This is a genomic window from Gordonia lacunae, assembly GCF_002149015.1.
Taxonomy (GTDB): Bacteria; Actinomycetota; Actinomycetes; order Mycobacteriales; family Mycobacteriaceae; genus Gordonia; species Gordonia lacunae.
The window spans coordinates 1-17,400 of record NZ_NGFO01000053.1 but is presented as its reverse complement, the minus strand read 5'-3'; the positions used below and the strand labels follow the sequence as shown (position 1 = coordinate 17,400).

The 17,400-nt window shown below is 64.5% G+C and carries 16 protein-coding genes; 8 read left to right on the top strand and 8 right to left on the bottom strand.

Translation table 11 applies throughout. The features are described 5' to 3' along the window. Nucleotides 1-185 precede the first annotated feature (185 nt). Nucleotides 186-1,523: an aminotransferase-like domain-containing protein gene (locus CA982_RS25170; protein ID WP_086537838.1), complete on the bottom strand. Its 1,338-nt coding sequence runs from the start codon at nt 1,521-1,523 to the stop codon at nt 186-188. A 206-nt stretch (nt 1,524-1,729) separates the two neighbouring features. Here CA982_RS25170 and CA982_RS25165 point away from each other — a divergent pair, with 206 nt between their 5' ends. The 4 genes from CA982_RS25165 (at nt 1,730) to CA982_RS26610 (ending at nt 3,904) form a co-directional block, all read left to right on the top strand. Then, complete coding sequence (locus CA982_RS25165) at nt 1,730-2,128, top strand: PaaI family thioesterase (RefSeq protein ID WP_208618125.1); 399 nt, start codon at nt 1,730-1,732, stop codon at nt 2,126-2,128. 261 nt (nt 2,129-2,389) lie between these two features. Then, nucleotides 2,390-2,527: a hypothetical protein gene (locus CA982_RS26615; protein ID WP_158097836.1), complete on the top strand. Its 138-nt coding sequence runs from the start codon at nt 2,390-2,392 to the stop codon at nt 2,525-2,527. A gap of 500 nt (nt 2,528-3,027) precedes the next feature. After that, a complete protein-coding gene (locus tag CA982_RS25160; protein ID WP_086537836.1) occupies nt 3,028-3,216 on the top strand; it encodes a glycine zipper domain-containing protein in 189 nt (62 codons plus the stop codon). A gap of 517 nt (nt 3,217-3,733) precedes the next feature. After that, nucleotides 3,734-3,904 carry a hypothetical protein gene (locus CA982_RS26610; protein WP_158097835.1) on the top strand — a complete coding sequence of 57 codons (171 nt, stop codon included), beginning with the start codon at nt 3,734-3,736 and terminating at the stop codon, nt 3,902-3,904. Between the two features lie 378 nt (nt 3,905-4,282). On the opposite strand, the gene CA982_RS25150 is transcribed toward CA982_RS26610, so the two are convergent. From CA982_RS25150 to CA982_RS25140, 3 genes are read right to left on the bottom strand one after another with little or no spacing between them, the layout of a single operon-like run. Continuing rightward, complete coding sequence (locus CA982_RS25150; RefSeq protein WP_086537834.1) at nt 4,283-5,047, bottom strand: acetoacetate decarboxylase family protein; 765 nt, start codon at nt 5,045-5,047, stop codon at nt 4,283-4,285. Continuing rightward, a complete protein-coding gene (locus CA982_RS25145) occupies nt 5,044-6,702 on the bottom strand; it encodes a 4Fe-4S binding protein (protein ID WP_086537833.1) in 1,659 nt (552 codons plus the stop codon). Before CA982_RS25145 ends, CA982_RS25150 begins: the two co-directional genes overlap by 4 nt. Beyond that, nucleotides 6,699-8,912, bottom strand: a complete 2,214-nt coding sequence (locus tag CA982_RS25140) for a molybdopterin-dependent oxidoreductase (protein ID WP_086537832.1) — start codon at nt 8,910-8,912, stop codon at nt 6,699-6,701. The genes CA982_RS25145 and CA982_RS25140 overlap by 4 nt, the downstream gene beginning before the upstream one ends. 61 nt (nt 8,913-8,973) lie before the next feature. Here CA982_RS25140 and CA982_RS25135 point away from each other — a divergent pair, with 61 nt between their 5' ends. Beyond that, nucleotides 8,974-9,600, top strand: coding sequence for a TetR/AcrR family transcriptional regulator (locus tag CA982_RS25135; RefSeq protein ID WP_086537831.1), 627 nt, complete (start codon nt 8,974-8,976; stop codon nt 9,598-9,600). A 181-nt stretch (nt 9,601-9,781) separates the two neighbouring features. Here CA982_RS25135 and CA982_RS25130 read toward each other — a convergent pair whose 3' ends face one another. Continuing rightward, nucleotides 9,782-10,471 carry a TetR/AcrR family transcriptional regulator gene (locus CA982_RS25130; RefSeq protein WP_086537830.1) on the bottom strand — a complete coding sequence of 230 codons (690 nt, stop codon included), beginning with the start codon at nt 10,469-10,471 and terminating at the stop codon, nt 9,782-9,784. Nucleotides 10,472-10,601: 130 nt separating this feature from the next. On the opposite strand from CA982_RS25130, the gene CA982_RS25125 reads away from it, so the two are divergent. From CA982_RS25125 to CA982_RS25115, 3 genes are all read left to right on the top strand, one after another. Next, nucleotides 10,602-11,588: an amidohydrolase family protein gene (locus tag CA982_RS25125; protein WP_086537829.1), complete on the top strand. Its 987-nt coding sequence runs from the start codon at nt 10,602-10,604 to the stop codon at nt 11,586-11,588. A gap of 48 nt (nt 11,589-11,636) precedes the next feature. Then, a complete protein-coding gene (locus CA982_RS25120) occupies nt 11,637-12,428 on the top strand; it encodes an SDR family NAD(P)-dependent oxidoreductase (protein WP_086537828.1) in 792 nt (263 codons plus the stop codon). Between the two features lie 102 nt (nt 12,429-12,530). Further along, the gene (locus tag CA982_RS25115; protein ID WP_086537827.1) at nt 12,531-14,342 is read left to right on the top strand and encodes a cation:proton antiporter; all 1,812 of its coding nucleotides are present in this window, start codon (nt 12,531-12,533) and stop codon (nt 14,340-14,342) included. A 716-nt stretch (nt 14,343-15,058) separates the two neighbouring features. Here CA982_RS25115 and CA982_RS25110 read toward each other — a convergent pair. The 3 genes from CA982_RS25110 to CA982_RS25100 form a co-directional block, all read right to left on the bottom strand. Beyond that, nucleotides 15,059-15,322, bottom strand: coding sequence for a hypothetical protein (locus tag CA982_RS25110; protein ID WP_086537826.1), 264 nt, complete (start codon nt 15,320-15,322; stop codon nt 15,059-15,061). 1,480 nt (nt 15,323-16,802) lie between these two features. After that, nucleotides 16,803-17,003, bottom strand: a complete 201-nt coding sequence (locus tag CA982_RS27240; protein ID WP_086537825.1) for a glycine zipper domain-containing protein — start codon at nt 17,001-17,003, stop codon at nt 16,803-16,805. A gap of 93 nt (nt 17,004-17,096) precedes the next feature. Further along, nucleotides 17,097-17,400 (bottom strand): integrase core domain-containing protein (locus tag CA982_RS25100; RefSeq protein WP_144066118.1); only part of this gene is annotated, 304 nt, incomplete at its 5' end.

Below are 17,400 nucleotides of genomic sequence, written 5' to 3'. Positions count from 1 at the left end.
CCGCCGGGGCTGCGTCTTGGGTGGTCTCGGGGCCTGGGGGCGGTGGCCAGTGGAGTTCGGGGTAGAGCACGGTGTCGCGGATCAGGCGGCCGCAGAACGGAACGGTTTCGATGTCTGCGCCGAACACGGGGTTTCCCGTAAATGCTTCGAACAACCGCTAGGGCTGAGGTACGTCTCAACTAGGTTCAGGTTGGCAGTGTGGTGATGGTGTGGTGGATGTGTTTGAGGACTTCGGGTAGGTCGTCTAGGGCTGTGGTGGCGAGGGCGAGGCGTAGAGCGTGGGGTGGGTGGGGTGTGGTGGTGAAGGTGTCGGCGGTGGAGATGAGGACGCCGGCGTGGGCGAGGTGGGAGGCGGTGGTGTCGGCGCGTAGTGGTGGGGGCAGGGTGAGCCAGCCGAAGTATGCGGCGGGGTGGGCGGTGTAGTCGAGGGTGTTCAGGGCTGTGTGAGCGAGGTGTTGTCGGGTTCGGGCGTCGGCGCGTCGGGTCTTTTCGAGCTCGGTGAGGGTTCCGTCGGCGATCCAGGTGGTGGCCAGGGCGGTGACGAGCGGGTTGGTGCCCCACGTGGCGACGCGCAGGCTGGATATGAGTGCATCGCGTAAAGGTTGTGGGGTGACGAGGTAGCCGAAACGTAGTCCAGTGGCGAGGCTTTTCGACAGGCTGGCGAGGTAGATGGTGCGATCGGGGGCGTAGTGCTGCAGCGGCGGGGCTGCGGTGTCGTCGAGGAAGGCGTAAGTGGCGTCTTCGATGATCAGGCAGTCATGTCGGGTAGCGATGCCGGCGAGCTGGCGGCGTGTGTCGGCGTCGAGGGTCCAGCCGAGCGGGTTGTGGATGGTGGGCTGGGTGTACATGGCGCGGACCGGTCGGCTCGAGCACAGGGCTTCGAGTGCGCTGAGATCGGGCCCGGTGGTGGTGTGGGGAACCGGTGCGATGTCGAGGTGCTGCGTCCTAGCGGCAAGGAGGAGTCCGGGGTAGGTGAGGTCGTCGGCGGCGATGATGTCGCCGGGACGGGTGATCGCGCTCAGAACGGTGGTGATGCCGTGTTGGGCGCCATGAGTTAGCAACACGTGGTCGGGGGCGACGTCAATGCCGCGATCGAGGAGATGTGTGGCCACGATCGCTCGGTCTCGGCTGCGACCGGCGGGTGGGTGTTGGTAGAGAACGCTTTCCAAGTCTCCGGAGCCGGCAAGGTTGCGTAGCGCCTGACGCAGGTTTTCGATGTGTTCGCCAGTGTGTGGTTGGTTGAATGACAGGTCGGCAACACGGGCGACCGGCAGCGCACGGTCAGCATCGATGCCGTGAAATCCCTGCTGGTCGCGCACGTAGGTGCCGCGGCCGGTTTCGCCACTTACCAACCCCATCGCTGCGAGCTCTGTGTACACCCGGGTCGCCGTGGCCACAGCCACCTTATGGGTTCGGGCCAACTCCCGGTGGGTGGACAGCCGTGTACCGGCGGCTAGGTCGCCGGCGCGGATCGCCGTTGCCAGCTCATCGACTATCTGTTTGTAGCGCGCCGTACCCGCCATCGCGTGTGCCTCCCGCCGCAATGTATCTAGGACAATATGTGGATTGTATGGGCCACATCGGGTTAGCGTCGAGCGCAACAGATTTGGTGGTGACTGGAAGGGGTGCCGGCGTGATCGAGGTAGAGACGGCAGGCGGCGAGTTGGGAGTGTTGGAGTATCTGAAGCGCCAGATGGCGGGCACGTTGAGACCGGGCGATCATACGTCCATGCGGTATCCGACCGCGATCTCGGCATTGTTGGGGTTCACCCTCGTCGAGGTCGGTTCGGGCCGGGCGGTGGTGGCGGTGGATGCCGATCCGACGCGTCACGGTAATCAGCAGGGCACGGTACATGGCGGGTTAATGGTGGAGCTGGCCGATGCCGCGATCGGCACAGCGCACTCAACGGTGATCGGAGCGGGCGAGTCGTTCACCACGATCGATCTCACGGCCACGTTCCTGCGGCCGGTGTGGGCGGCCCGTCTGAGCGCTACCGCCGACCGGGTTCACGAAGGCCGCACGATCAACCACTACCTGTGCGAGGTCACCCGTGACGACGGCAAACCCGTCGCCCGGGTCTCCAGCGCAGTGATGACGCTGCGCGGCGAGAAGGCCGTGGGCCGATGACCCATATCATCGGGCACTACCAGTATGTCTGGGCGATCCGTAAACCTCCTCCGATCGTTTCGTGATGTCCGACATGGCCGCCCCGATCAGCCGCGCGGGGATTCGTCCGGTGACCGCTTCGACGCCGACTGCGATGCTCGATGAACACATCTTCTGGCGCTAACCAGGCGCAGCAACCCTCGTCCTGGCCCCTGTCCTCCGTAACCGTACCCGCCGACCGCCGCGGTGAAGCGCGAGGACACAAGGCAGACAACACCTTCGATGGATGCATATGACATTCCGCTGCTCCTCGGCGCGATCGCCATCGCCGCGGTCCCGTTGCTGGCCAGCGATCACCTGTCCCGATCTCGCCGAGACGACAAAGACAGCGATCACGACTCCCAGTGCGGCGACACATGACTGTCCCGACCGCACTTAGCTGTGTCGGTCACATCGCGGTAGGCCAGCCCTTGAGCAGAAGAGCTCAGACGTTGTGTAGGACTTGATAATGAGAGTCGTACGGGTTGCATGGTTCGTTCTTGCGGCGGCCGCCGCACTGGTCACCGTTCGGTTCGCGTTCGGACCGGTTGCAGACCTGTCAAGTACGTGCGCCAAGTGTGGACAACCAGACGAGTTGGGCGCCCAGGCCGGAGCGACATGCCGGGACACGACCGTCACGGCTTTTGGCGTAGCACAGGTGACCCGTCCGGGCGTGCTGCTCACCGTCCCTCCGATCATCGCCGGACTCGTCATGCGTTGGGTGCCATGGTCTGGTTACGTGGGAGTGGACCGAGGTCGGTCGATATGCGCAGATCCCGAAAACGGTGCCGTGGGTCGGCAACCGTCGCAAGTCGGGCTGGTCGACCTTGCCCCGAACCAGGCAAGGCTGAAGAGGAAGGTTGCCGATGAGAAGTGACTCAATGACGAATCCGTCCGGTGCGGGCATTGGGTTGGGCTTGGCGTTGGGCGCGTCGTTCGGGTTGATTCTGGACAATCTGCCGGTGGGTGTCGCTGTCGGACTGGTTCTGGGAGTGGCCTACGGGCGCTGGTACACACGCAACAGCCGCGGCGAGAGCGTTGGTTCCAACAGTCCGGAAGGCAGCGAGTGAGCGACAGTTCGCGAGAGGCGACCGCGATCGGTGCGGGTCTTGCGATCGCCATGCCACTGGGTACGCGTATTCGGCGTGTTGGTGCGAAATTTGGCATCAGGGATCGGTGTCGGGCTTCGGTGGGTATCGCAATCGGGCTCGGGTATGCAGCCAGGTCTACACATCGTCGGGATCGCCGATCACGCGGCACCGACATCAATCGTCACGAATCCTGAACTGGCTGTCGGGGATACGTGTCGCAAGACAGACCTGAAGGACCGACGCGACTCCTAGCACGAGAATTTCGGCAGTACAATGTATTTGAATATGGGAGCGTTTATACGGGGTGCCGTTGGTCGCTGACAGGACCCTGCGAGTGCTGCAATGATGGTTATGTCCGACGTTCGCGATACGAACGGAAGTTGACGTAGCTGATTCGGGGTAACCAGCGATGGCAGCAGATGACGATCTCAGGAGTGCGTCGGCCGGCCTTATTGAGGGTGCGGCTGCTCGGCCGAGATGGAGCGTGGGGTCGCGGGTGACGGCGGTCCTGGCGGTGGTCACCCTCGTGCTCCTGGCCGTCCGCATGTGGTGGCCGGTCCCGGTGTGGGTCGTGTGGGTGGCCGGTGGGTTGACGCTGGGTGCGTTCGTGGTTGCTGTGATGCACCGTTGGCGTCGCGCGGTCGAGCTCGAGGCGGATCTGATTTAACCCGGTCTCGCTGGCCGTCCGGCCGCTAGGAGTGTTCGTGCGCGGTGATGGCGTGGGTGTCTCGCGGAGTTACGCGAGTTGTGCGGCGGCGTCGAGCCGGCCACTGGCGCCGACAATGGTGTGGTTCATGGTGAGGAGTTCGTCGGGGCTGTGTGGGGTTCCCCCGGCTTCGGCGAGGGCTCGGCACGGGCGGAGTCTGGCCGGCGACTATGGATATGACCCCAGGGCCCGCGCCGCAGAGGCGCAGTGCGGAGCGCCGAAGAGGCGGTTTCGCTGCAAGCGAGTGCATGGTGGACTGCGGGGGAAGCGATGCCGCAGCGTGGATCGGCCAGATGGGTCGCTGTTGTTGAATCAGAGTCTGTTTCGCGTGCTTCTCGCTCAGATCGGGAAGGTCTCGTTGGGGGCTGTCAACCGCATGGTGGCTTTGCGGATCAAAAGGGCACTTGTCATGTCGATGACCGGAAGTCGGTGCAGTGGAGTGAATTCGGATGTCCCGGTCAGGTGGACGGTGCCAGGTCCGGCCCAGACTTCCCCTGCCAGTGCGGTCATCGTGCTGGGCACGAGTTCAGACACCGTCGGCGGTTGGTTCGGTATCGGTGAGGGGATCACGCGCAGGTTCATCGTGGTGTTGCCGCCAGCCGATGTGAGGATCTGGCTGTCGAGGCGGTGCGTCGGTTGGAACTGGCCCACGGTCAATTCCAGGCCGGTGGGGCGTTCCAATCGGGCAGTGATAAGTCCGTCGGGAGTGGTTGTCTGCGTGGAGAAGGTGATGTCGGCGAGCATCTTTGGCCAGCCCAGCCACTCGCGGCCGGCGATCATGGCGGGTTCGTTGGTGACATAGATGTGCGGGACGTAGCCGACGGCTCGGTCACGGTGGCGGCAGGCGATGCTCTGTACGACTTCGCGGTACGAGCCGGCGCCACTCATCCCGTAGCTGAGGAATGACAGGGTGACCAGGGGGGCGTCGTCCAGCTCGAGTGCTTCGGGCACGATTTCTGCAGCGATCGCTGCCTCTGTTCGATAGGTGAACGTCAGCATGTCGACGTCGCCGAAGTCGACGGTGGGTGCGATCCGGTAGGCCGGAGCGTGCACCGGCGCGACAGGTGCGAAACGGTCTTTGGTCAGCATTCCTCGGCGGGTCATGGGGTTCTCCTCTGCTGGAGGGGTAATGGTGTGACATTCCCGGAATAGGGTTGGTCGCTGGCAACGGCGACCATCTCGGAACGGTCGGCCGACTTGCGTCGGGGTCGACCGGATTCACGCCCTCGTCGCTGTTCACGCTCGTCGATCCGCAACCAGCCACGACGGTCGATCGTCTGGTGCCGCAGCATGGCTTCGAATGCGGAAACAGGTTGTGGGGGTGAACCCAGAACTCCTTCGTGGTGGTCATCGAGCAGCGCTGCAACAGTCTCGGCGGCGCAGCGCTTGTTGGTGCCTATGACCCCACTCGGTCCGCGTTTGATCCAGCCGGTCACGTAGTGGCCCGCAACAATGCCTCCTGCGTCGTCGAGCACCCGGCCTTCGCTGTGAGGGATACGCATGGCGTTGTGATCGAATGGAACTCCGGGGATCGGCCGCCCGTCGAACCCAACACACGACACCACCATGCCGGTGGAGATGACCTCACTCTGTGCGCTCGAGGCAAGGGTGACGGCCTCCGCTCGGTCTGTGCCATGGATTGCTGCGAGCGTTGTCGTGAACTTGAGATGGATCCTCTTGTCGTGGATCGGGGCCTGCGATGACAGTTGCCTCAGGAGAGTGAGTTTGGCTGCGGACGCAAAGGTGGCTGGATATGGCTGGCCGGGTGACGCGATGGCGCCGTCCAGGTCGGCCTCGTCGACGATGATGTCAACGCCATCGAGCTCGGTCAGCGCGAGAAGTTGACTCAAGGTGAACGCGGCATGTTCCGGGCCCCTGCGTCCGAGGATCAGAACGTCGCGAACAGCGTTGCCGGAAAGTGCTTCTAGTGCGTGATCGGCGATGTCGGTGTGGCGCATGTGCCCGCCGAGTAGCAGCACTCGTGCCACGTCGAGTGCGACGTTTCCGTTGCCGACCACCACGGTTGTCGTGTGGTCGCCAGCTACGGCGGCGCCGGCGTGATCGGGGTGGCCGTTGTACCAACCCACGACTTCAGCGGCGGTGAACACTCCCGGAAGGTCCTCGCCGGATATACCCAGCCGTCGGCCGTCAGCAGCTCCCGTTGCGTAGATGGTGGCGTGGTGGTGCGCGGCAATGGAACTGATATCAAGGTCGGTGCCGACCTCCACGCCGAAGTAGGCGGTGAGGCGTGGGTCCGACGCAACGGCGGCGAAGGTCGTCGTCGCGATTCGCTTGGTGTCCTGATGATCGGGTGCCACCCCGGCCCGGACCAGACCGTAGGGTGTGGGCAACCGGTCGATCAGCGAGATGGAGGCCCGCGGCGCGGCGTCGAGTAGCGCTGCGGCAGCGTAGAAACCGCTAGGGCCCGCTCCGACGATCGCCACGGTCAGCGGCGTCATGGTCTCTGGCGGCGTTGTCGTTGCGACCGATGATGCCACGGGTGCACTGTCGCGGAAGTACTCGGCGTTGATGGCGACGTAGGCCGCCTGGCCGCTGGGAAGCTCGTCGTCGGCGTGGATCGCATCGACGGGGCACACGTCGGCGCATGCCGCGCAGTCGATGCAACGATTCGGGTCGATGTAGAGCATCTCGGCGTACCCGAAATCTGGATCCTCGGGAGCCGGATGAATGCAGCCGACCGGGCAGACTGCCGTGCACAACGCGTCGTTGCAACATGATTGGGTGATCACAAAAGTCATGCGCTCCAGTTCCCATCGTCGGCGACAGCATGGATGGAGACCGGGATGCCGTTGAAGAAGGCGTTTCCGGATGGTCGGTCGATGAGATCGGCACGGTTGGGAGTCAAGAGGTTGTAGTTGCTGCCACTGGCCGCAACGGCGGTTCGCCAGCTGCCTGCGTGACCCCAACCATGGGTAAGGCCCACTGAGTCTGGCGCGACTTCCTCGCTGACCCGTACCGTCGTGGTCACCTGCCCCCAGGGAGACCTGATCACGACGTCATCGTGATCGTGCAGACCCAAGGCGCGCGCGTTGCGAGGGTTCACGGTTGCGTGACAACCGCGTCGCCCAACCATCAGTTCAGGAATGTTGTGCAGCCAGGAGTTGTGCGATCTGAGCTCGCGGATACTGAACAGTCGAAGGGGAAACTGTGGGTAGTCGGTCTCGGCGGCCACCATGCGGTCTACTTCTGAGGCCAGTTCCGGAACGTCGAGGTGGATCCGCTTATCGGGGGTGTGCAGCTTCTGCTCCAAGACACCCACGGGGCATGCCTCGCCGAGCTTGATCGCTCCTTGATGGGAGAGAAGCTTGTTCTTGTTCAATCCGGTCCGTCGTAACCCGAACAGATCACCATGTCGACCGGTTCGCAGCACCCAGTCGGTGATCGTCGACGGTGAGGGACGAAAACCGAATCGACCGAGTGCTCGGGCCACCGGCGCCACGGATGGGACGATGCCGATACGACGTGCAATCTGATCCAGAATCCACCAGTCGTCGCGTGCCTCACCGCGGGGCGTGAGGATCGGCGCCACCCATTGGGCGTTGGGCACGGTGGACTGGGCCTGGGTGAACACCGGAAGTTGCTCGCGCTCGAGCCACAAGGTCGGCGGGAGTACCCAATGCGCCAGACGGGATGTTTCGGTGACGTACGGGTCCAACGACACCATCAGTTCCAGCTGGCTGAGCGCCTCTGCCGTGGCTGTACTTTCGGGTGCGCTGGTCACCATATTGCTCGACATGGCAATCAGCGCTCGCAGCTGACCGCTGCCCGGCGTGGTGATCTCTCGCGGCAGGCACGCCAGCGGCGCGGTACCCATCACCTCAGGCACGTTGTCTACACGCGTCCGCCATCGCCCGCGGCCGGCGATCCCGAATCGAGCGCCGAGCGTCTCGAAATCGACCATCGGATCACCCAGGACCATCCCACCGCGGCGGTCAAAATTGCCAGTGACTATCGACAGCGCATCGAGTAGGTACTTGACCACCGTGGAGTACGGCCCCAGCGATGCTCCACACCTGCCGTACACACTCGCAGTGGGTGCTGCCGCCAGGGATCGCGCCATGTCTGTGATCGCGGCGACGCCGATGCCGGTCTCGACAGCGGCTCGAGGCACGTCGACTTTCGCCGCCAGCCGACGCAGGCCATCGACTCCCGTGGTCTGCAGCGTGAGCATTCGCGTGTCTTCGAGTTTCTCGTCGAAGATCACCCGGATCATTGCCAGCAGCAGCCACGCATCAGCGCCGGGGGTGATGGCAACGTGTTCGAAGAGTCGTGCTGTCTCGGTGCGCCGCGGATCGACGACGATGACCCGACCACCGCGGCGGGGAATATCGAGCAGTACCTCCCGAATCCTGCCCGTCGTGACCAGGCTGCCATGCGAGACCACCGGGTTGGCGCCGACGATCAGGGCGAAGTGGCTGGCGGCGAAGTCCGGAAGAGGGTTCACTGTCGGATTGCCGTACATCATGGCGGCGGCAGTCCAGTAATTGTTCACGTCGACCGACGCCGATGTGTAGTGATGCTTGGTCTTCAATGCGGCGGCAAACCCATTCATCGTGACAGTCGCCGAGTAGTTCCAAGCGATTGGATTTCCCCAAGCCACGCCGATCGATCCGGTGCCGTGGCGATCACGTACGGCCCGAAGGCGCACACCGATATCGTCGAAGGCCTCGTCCCACGTAGCCGGCTCGAAGTCTCCGCCGGGCGTGCGTCGAAGCGGCACGGTCACCCGGTCGGGGTCGTCGACCACTCTCCCGAACTGCACACCTTTCGAACAGGCGAACCCGCGCGAAGCAGGGTGGTCCGGGTCGGGTCGCAGCGTGGTCAACCGACCACTGTCGTCGAGCGTCGCGACCAAGCCGCACGAAGCCTCGCAGATGCCGCAAAACGTCCGCTTCTGTACCGGGCCGGCACGGTGTCGGCGCTGCACTTCGAGTGACCTGGATGACATTCGTTATTCGTACACTGTGTTCGATTAAGGGTGCAAGTGCCCGCCACCTAGAGTTGTTGACATGGTGCCGACAACGCGCGCTGCCTCGCCTCGGCGGCGTCGCACTACCAGTGAGCAGCAGATACTCGCCGCCACGATGGGGCTACTCCACACCGGACAGCGGTTGCCCGACATCCCAGTGCATGACATCATCGCGTCGGCTGGTGTCTCGAGATCGACCTTCTACCAGCACTTTCCAGGCAAGACCGACCTGGCGTTCCGAATCGCGAGACCTGCCATGGACGCGGCTCGCGCTACCGCAGACCAGTGGTGGGCGAACTCGGACTGGGGCACCCAGGAAGACATGATCAACATCGTCCGCGCACTGATGGCGCAGGGCCGCGAACACCGGCTCGCGTGGCTGGCGCTTTTCGACACCGCCGACCGCGACCCCGAAGCCGCGGCCCTCGTCGAGGGGCTAGTGCTCGACTATGTCGCGCAGATGGCACAGCGCATCGTGCGCGAACAGAATGTCGGCGACTGGCACAGGTCTCATGCAACACAATTGGCACGGTTGATACTGATCACCACACGAGCCTGCATCCTGGACCAGCTGAGCCACCACGATTCCACAACGGACGAGACCTTCTCCGTCACCCTGGGACGAGTCTTGGGGCAAGCGGTTGGCCTCAGTGCGCCGGACAGCTGAAATCTGCTTCTCCGGCCCCGGCCTCCGAGACGACACATCACTCCTCAGCAAAGCCCAACCTTCCGCTGCGGAACAGGCCGACGGCCAACTCGAAACCAAAGAACTTCGTGACCGACTACGCTTGACCCAAATCCGCCAAAAGCTATCTCCCCCAGGGTTATTGAACGTGCCGATTCGTATCTTATGTCAGCTTGGCCGGTGCGGGCGGAAGGCTGAGGATGCCGGCAATGAGCGCGTCGAAGGCCCATTGCGTGCGCTCCCTGCTGTTACCCGCGAGGAGGAGGTCCGTGCCGATCCTGCAGAGAGTTGCGTGACGCGTCGGGTCCGCTGACTGCAGAGTGATGGTGAGGTCGTCGAGGTCTTGCCCGGTGCCCAAGGCGCGGGTTGCTGATTCTGCGGCGGACGCACCCGCCTGCTGCAGGAGCAGGTCGACAGCCCATGCCGAGGTACGGGCGTCGGCGCCGGCGGCGTCGAGCAGCCTCAGCAGCAGTTCAAGGAGATCGAGGTAGTTGGGCCCGTCGGGCCACACGAACAGGGCCGCACGGGCGAGGGCAGCACGCTGAGCCAGCAGATCGGTGTAGTCGGTCATCACCCTCGTGAGACGCGCCCGCCACGGTTCGCTGCCATCCCATTCCAGGTCCAGACCGCCGAGCAGGCGGTCAAGAATCAACGCATGCAGCGAGGCAGTGTTCCTCACGTACACGTACAACGAGGCGGGACCGGTGTCCAGCTCGGCAGCCACACGACGCATGGTGACCTTGTCGACCCCTTCCCGCTCGAGGAGCGCGACAGCCGCGTCGACGATGGCCGACCGCGACAACGCTGGTTTCGCCGGCCGCTCACGACGGCTGACCGGGTCGGCTTTAGGCATGTGGCCAGGGTAACTCAACTAAAACACTGTTCGTCACGAACATGTTCGTTACGATCAGTGTTCGTCAGTGCGTTGCCCGACGCCTCGGCCATCGCAGTCCCGACAGTCCGGACCCGACAGGAGAAGACCCATGATCAACGAGCAGGACCACGCCGTTCAGCCGTCAGCAGGCCTGATCGACGTGCACGCCCACTTCCTGACCGACGACTATGTGCGCGCGGCAACCGCTGCCGGGCATCCTGATGCCGAGGGCATGCCGGGGTGGCCAGAATGGACGCCGGCAGGCCACCTTGCACTGATGGACGAGCAGCGCATCGACCGAGCCATCTTGTCGCTGTCGTCACCGGGCCCGCACTTCGGTGACGACGACGCCGCCCGAACGTTGGCTCGATCGGTCAATGAGTACGCCGCGTCCGTGCGGCGCGACCATCCCGCCCGGTTCGGGCACTTCGCCGCTCTTCCACTACCCGATGTGGCAGGCGCTCTCGATGAACTCTCCTATGCGCTGGACGTACTGGGCAGCGAGGGAATCGCAGTCGAGACCAACACGCACGGACACTATCTCGGTGATGAGCTGTTCGACCCACTATGGGCCGAACTCGACCGGCGCGGCGCCACGGTGCTGGTTCACCCCACCTCGCCGCCGCAGAGTGACGCCGTGAACCTCGGGCGACCAGATCCGATGCTCGAGTTCATGTTCGACTCGACCCGAGCGGTCAGCGACCTGATCTTCAGCCGACTGCTGCTGCGGCACCCGAACATCACGTGGATCTTCACCCACTGCGGCGGCCCGCTACCCCTACTCGCCGATCGCATGGAGATGTTCCGGCCCTCACTACCCGGAACCCAGCCCGACGACCCAACAGTGAACGATCAGGTCCGCCGCCTCTGGTTTGACATGGCCGGCAACCCATTCCCCAACTGGATCCCCGCACTGACCAAAGCCTTCGGAACAGACCACCTGCTCTACGGCAGTGACTACTGCTGGACACCCGCTCGCGCTACAGCCGCTCAGATCAACAGCATCGACACCGCAGAACCAGCCCCCGGCGGTGACACCTGGCGAACACTGACCACCCGCAACGCGCATCGACTGTTCCCCAGCCTTGACCAGTAATCCCGCTCCCGACCACCACCAGCGTCTCTGGCAAACGAGCGAAAACGCATGAGCGAGACATCCCCCTTGTTCGACCTGTCAGGGCGAGTTGTCGCGATCAGTGGCGCCAGCCGTGGCGTCGGCTTGGCAATAGCGCGTGCCTTTCTCCGCCAGGGCGCCTCGGTCGTCATCGGCGGCCTGCACCAAGCCGAGACAGACTCGGCCGCAGACACCTTGCGCACCGAGTTCACGGTTGGGCCAGAACGCGTGAGCGCCTCCTGGGGAGATCTGAGCCACCAGAACGCCGCCGACAACTTCATCCACGCCGGCCTCAACGCCCACGGACGCCTCGACACACTGGTTGCGAACGCAGGAATCGACATCATCCAGCCGGCGCTCCAGTACACCCCTGATCAATGGGATTCGATCATGACCACCAACGTGCGCGCAGGATTCCACCTCGCTCGAGCCGCGGCGCGCAACTGGATCCAGCACCCGGCACCCGGCCGCTCTGTCATCTTCACCTCGTCAATTGCCGGAACCGTCGGAATCCCCACGCTGGCACCGTACTCAGCAAGCAAAGGTGCGATCAATCAACTCGTGAAAACCCTCGCCACCGAATGGGCACCACACGCAATACGGGTCAACGCGGTCGCGCCCGGATACGTGGACACCATCATGGAAGGAGTTCGGGTGCATGACGATCCAGCAACCGAGCAGCGCATCCGTCGCTTCACCCCCCTCGGTCGACGAGCCCATGCCGAGGAGGTGGCAGCCCCCTTCGTCTTTCTCGCATCACATGAGGCTGCATACATCACCGGATCAATCCTCACCGTCGACGGCGGCTACACCGCCCAATAGCATTCGGACTCAACGACTCGGGAGTCCGCGGAGAACACCAGCGCAGGACCCACCTGCCCCCAGCCGGACGTCGCCGCGGGGATGTGCGTCAGGATGGTGGGTATGGAGAAGATTCTCCTCGTGATCCTCGCCGTGCTCGGGATCGCTGCTGCCCACGTCCTGGGCCCGCGCATCCGGATCGCGCCGCCGCTGCTGTTGGTGGTCGTCGGTGCCCTGATCGGCATCCTGCCGTTCGTGTCGGATGTCGACATCGACCCGGAATGGATCCTGGTCGGCGTGCTCCCACCGCTGCTCTACTCCGCCGCGGTGTCGATGCCGACCATGGACTTCCGTCGCGACTTCACCGCGATCAGCGCGCTGTCGGTGGTGTTAGTGCTGGTCAGCGCCGTCATCCTGGGAGTGTTCTTCCACTGGGTGCTGCCCGACATCAGTCTGGCGACCGGGATCGCCCTCGGCGCGATCGTCTCGCCCACGGACGCGGTGGCGACGTCGATAGCCAAGAGACTCGGTGTCCCCGGCCGGGTCATCGCGGTCCTCGAGGGAGAGAGTCTCCTCAACGACGCCACCGCGCTCGTGCTGTTGCGGGCGGCCGTCGCCGCGACGGCAGCAGGCATCTCGTTCGGGATGGTCGCGCTGAGCTTCGTCTGGGCCGTACTCGGTGCGGTCCTCGTCGGCGGTGTGATCGGCTGGTGCAATCTCTGGGTGCGGCGCCGCATCCCGGATGCCACCGTCAACACGGCCATCTCCTTCACCGTGCCCTACCTGGCCTATCTGCCGGCCGAGGAACTGGGCGCCTCCGGTCTCGTCGCGGCGGTCACCGCGGGACTCATCACCGGTGCGGGTGCGGTCAAGTACCTTTCACCGCAGCACCGGCTGTCGGACACCCAGAACTGGCGCACCGTCGAGTTCCTGGCCGAAGGGGGCGTCTTCCTGCTGATGGGCCTCGAGTTGTCCGGGCTGATCGAGGCGGTGCGCGACGAGCACCGGGGCATCACCACCGCACTGTGGATCGGCCTCGCCGCTCTCGCCATCACGATGGTGGTGCGGGCGGTGTACGTGACACCGCTGATCTGGTGGCTCGACCGCATCGCGCGGCGCGGGTCGGCTATGCGGCCATACCTGGAGACCATGGACGCGAAGATCGCCGAGAAGGCCGCCAAGGTACCGAATGATCCGGTGCCCTCCGACGCGGAACGGACGCGGCCACCGCGCCGACTCCGATGGCGTCCGAGGTCGGGCGGCAAGCGCACCGACGAGGACCGCCCGCGGATCTCTACCGAGGCGTTTGCGGCGAATCCGGCTGCAGCGCAGCACTACCGCAGCAGGGTCACCCGCGCTCTTGCCGACATCGACTACTACACGGCCGCGCCGATGGGCCCCAAGGAGGGGACGATCGTCGTCTGGGCGGGTATGCGTGGCGTCGTCACGCTGGCCGCGGCGCAGACCCTGCCCGACGACACCCCGTCACGCGCCCTGCTGGTGCTGATCGCGTTCGTCGTGGCCGCCGCGTCGCTCATCGTGCAGGGCGGCACGCTCGGATGGTTGATCCGCATGCTCCGCCTCCAGGATCTCACCGATGACCTTGCCGCGGAACATGATCGGCTGCGCAGCGAACTCGCCCGCACCGCCCAGAACGTGCTCGCGGGGTCGGATCTGGCTGCGCGCTACCCCTGGGTGCGTGAACGGATCGAGCGCATGGAGCAGCAGGCCGAGGAGGACGGCAACATCACCGGCGCCAACCTGACCTACCGTCAGGCCTTCGAAGATGTCCGGCGGGCGACCATCACCGCACAGCGCGAGGCTCTGCTGCGAATGCGCGACGACGGCACCTACCACTCCTCGCTGCTCACGCAAGAGTTGCAACAGCTCGACGCCGAGGAGATCAGCTTGGACCTGCGCCTCGGCGACGACTGACTGACGCGGTTCCCGACATACTCACCGTAGGGAGTCGTAGGCCCCCCGACCTCGCAAAGGTGTGACTGACTACTCGACACCTCAACCGACAGCCACAACGGTTCGACGGGGCCGGCGGTGGCGAGGTCTCGGCCGATGTCACCCGCCCGGTCGAGGGTGGCGGCGATCTGTGGGTGGTAGACGGTGCGGAGCACCACCGCGAGATCCCCGGGCACGTACCAGTCGGAGGGCTTCAGGTCCGCGGCGCGCGGGGCGCTGGTGCGGTCGAGAACCTGTCTGACTGATGATCGCGTGCCGAATCGGCGACCTCCTCGATATCGTCCTACCGGCATCAGAACCAGCCTGAGCGACGCAGACGAGCCGACTCGCGCCTATCGCAGGAGGCCATGCGCGACGAGGTGTGTCGACAGCGGGAAGTGCCGTTCGCGGCCCTAGTACCGCTACCAACTGACTTGCGCGTACCACTCATGTCTTCGAATCGAACTCCCCCGCGGGTGGGTTTTTCGACGCGTGACAGCGTCCGGACCCCGCCATCGACGGTCATCTTGATCGAGCCAGGATCAACACCGGGAAGCCCTGCGAACAGTGGCCATCGACCCTGTGCATCAATCGGCATGGGCCGCGGTGCGCGACGGGCAGCGCCGAGGTCGCCGGCCAGAAGTCCCGTTGGCCCCGCCGTGGTCGGGAGCGAGCAGCGTTGAGCTCGGGGGGGTCTTCTAGTAGGTGTTCCCTGCTCCGGATGTGCGGGTGGGGCCGCCGCCTCCCAGTGACAGCGGCGGCCCCACGTATGCCTTCCTGTAGTGGACGTGCCACTGGTCCCAGCACATGAAGCATTCCCCGGCGTCTGCGCGGTACCGGCGATACTGTTTGCGCGTGGTGAGGGTGAGTGTCTGCTGGGTCTGGCGGGCGAGGATGCCCGCTGTGCGGATAGCCCGGTTTCGTTCGGCGTCGGTCAACTCGGGTCCGACGTCTCGGAACATGTCTCGTCGTCTGCCGAACATGGGGGACTCCACCTTTCCGGTCTCACCCTGAGGGGCCAGTCGCGCCGCGCAGAGAAAGAGTGAGGGAGGGGCGCATTGTTCGGGGGAGTTCCCCTCCCTCACCCTGTTGGGGCGTTCTCCTCGTTGGGTGTGGCAACACAGAGCAACGCGAAAGTAACGATAACAAACCAACGCTGCACTTGCCTGCATTCGGGCCTGAGGGTATCCTCACACCTTCCCCCGGGGGTTCCTTCTCACAGCGGGGGAAGCGGGGAGGGGTGGGCGACCCCTTCATGCCCAACCCTTCCCCGTCTCCCGGCCCCTCAGACTCGGCGTACGGCGCCAGCCTTTTTGATTTGCATGTGCGAGCATCGGTCGCGTCTGATGTTCGACTTCCGCAGGGAATCGGTTGTGTGGCAGATAGTTTAGTAGGTACTCCCCTGGTTCCGGATGTGCGGGTGGGGTCATCGCTCACCGCCCTCCCCGTGACTTGTCCGGCCGTCGCCGTCGGGTGCGCCCATGAATGCACTACCATCGATTGCGCTCTGGATACCGCGAAAGCGACTATGCCGCATACGGTTCCGTAGAACACAGGCGATGACTGCCATGCGATCAGGATCAGGACGAGCGTACCCACGACCAAGCCGACGCGGACGAACGCGTTCACCACGAAACCCCCGTCTTTGGGTCCCCACGTGCGTCGGTACCGGCCAGCAAAGTCTCAGCCGCCCTGATGCTAAGGAGGCCTTTTCATTGGCGGCGTTGTGCCACAGCGGCTTACCGGTCTTCAGGTCGATGGCTGTCCTACCGTCACTCGTCGTCGAGCAGGAGGTGCCAGTCGGCGCAGTTGCTCAGGGATGGCGCGATGGTGTAGGTCACTCTTGAAGTGACCGCATTGTGGTCGTGGCCGCGCAGTTCGGATCGGTATCGGCCTGGTGTTTGGCCGATGATCTCGGTGAGGCGTCGATGAAACTGTGGGGTTGGACCATCCGCACCGTGCGGAGGTGGCGGTGACGAGAGCCCGTCACCGACGTATACCAGCGCGTAGTGGAGGCGCAAGATGGAGCACCACAGCTCAAGACAAGCCGCTGGCCGAGGCGCCGGTCGCAACCTTGCAGGGCGACGGCGACGCCGAGAAAGTTCAGGCCGCGTTCAACATCAAGACCGTGCGTGACCTGGGCACCACTCCTGGGCTGTGCGCCCGCCGAGAGGGACGCCGCGCCCGCAGCCGAGACCGCCACAGCGACTGTCGGAAGGACCCAACCACGCGGGTTGCAGAGATGCGAAAGGGGCGCGGACCGACGGCCAAGTCAGCGCTTCCCTCCGTGCCCCTCACTGGACGTCCCGCGCCCAGGTGCCCCCACTATGTGGTGTGTCAGGACATCGGCGACGGTCTGGGCTGGCCAGCCGATCCGAAAGAGCGCGTCTAGCGGCCGTCTCCCGGGTTACCGGCGTCGTGGTCCCGGCCGTCTCAGATCGGCTACTTCCGCCACCACGCTTTCGCTGTCATGTCGAACAACGGCCAAGCTCCAGCACCTAGGGCTAGACCGACAGCGATCCACATGCCCAAGTTGTCGGTGGCCGCCCCTATCGCGGTCCCGAAACTCAAGCCGAGCACGATCCCCATTCCGATGTTCGCTGACGCGCGGTCCTCATCGTCACCGTCCTCATTGTCGGCCATGTTCTCTGTCCTTTCCTAGGAATCCGACGGGCCGCACTCTACCGACGGGCAGGGCAACTTTTCGAGGGACCGGGTTGGGCGCGCGCGTCTGCGCTAGTTGTACTGACCTGAGAGGTTAGGTACGCGGTCGGCGGGTGGTCGACCTTTGAGTGAGGTGTGGCCGCGGTGGTGATTGTAGTGATGCAGCCAGCTTGAGTACTCAGCGCAGCGTTCGGCGTCGCTGGTGTAGAGCCGCGCGTAGGCCCACTCATCGGCCAGCGTGCGGTGAAACCGTTCCACCTTGCCGTTGGTCTGTGGCCGGTAGGGGCGGGTCCGGCGATGCTTGACCTCACCGAGCGCGTCACGGAAGACGTGGGATCGGTAACAGGATCCATTGTCAGTCAGTACATTCCGGACC

Bases quoted from the DNA above. Each gene is read 5' to 3' on its own strand.
- CA982_RS25170 (WP_086537838.1), bottom strand. From the start codon at position 1,523: ATGGCGGGTACGGCGCGCTACAAACAGATAGTCGATGAGCTGGCAACG.
- CA982_RS25165 (WP_208618125.1), top strand. From the start codon at position 1,730: ATGCGGTATCCGACCGCGATCTCGGCATTGTTGGGGTTCACCCTCGTC.
- CA982_RS26615 (WP_158097836.1), top strand. From the start codon at position 2,390: ATGGATGCATATGACATTCCGCTGCTCCTCGGCGCGATCGCCATCGCC.
- CA982_RS25160 (WP_086537836.1), top strand. From the start codon at position 3,028: ATGACGAATCCGTCCGGTGCGGGCATTGGGTTGGGCTTGGCGTTGGGC.
- CA982_RS25150 (WP_086537834.1), bottom strand. From the start codon at position 5,047: ATGACCCGCCGAGGAATGCTGACCAAAGACCGTTTCGCACCTGTCGCG.
- CA982_RS25145 (WP_086537833.1), bottom strand. From the start codon at position 6,702: ATGACTTTTGTGATCACCCAATCATGTTGCAACGACGCGTTGTGCACG.
- CA982_RS25140 (WP_086537832.1), bottom strand. From the start codon at position 8,912: ATGTCATCCAGGTCACTCGAAGTGCAGCGCCGACACCGTGCCGGCCCG.
- CA982_RS25135 (WP_086537831.1), top strand. From the start codon at position 8,974: ATGGTGCCGACAACGCGCGCTGCCTCGCCTCGGCGGCGTCGCACTACC.
- CA982_RS25130 (WP_086537830.1), bottom strand. From the start codon at position 10,471: ATGCCTAAAGCCGACCCGGTCAGCCGTCGTGAGCGGCCGGCGAAACCA.
- CA982_RS25125 (WP_086537829.1), top strand. From the start codon at position 10,602: ATGATCAACGAGCAGGACCACGCCGTTCAGCCGTCAGCAGGCCTGATC.
- CA982_RS25120 (WP_086537828.1), top strand. From the start codon at position 11,637: ATGAGCGAGACATCCCCCTTGTTCGACCTGTCAGGGCGAGTTGTCGCG.
- CA982_RS25115 (WP_086537827.1), top strand. From the start codon at position 12,531: ATGGAGAAGATTCTCCTCGTGATCCTCGCCGTGCTCGGGATCGCTGCT.
- CA982_RS25110 (WP_086537826.1), bottom strand. From the start codon at position 15,322: ATGTTCCGAGACGTCGGACCCGAGTTGACCGACGCCGAACGAAACCGG.
- CA982_RS27240 (WP_086537825.1), bottom strand. From the start codon at position 17,003: ATGGCCGACAATGAGGACGGTGACGATGAGGACCGCGCGTCAGCGAAC.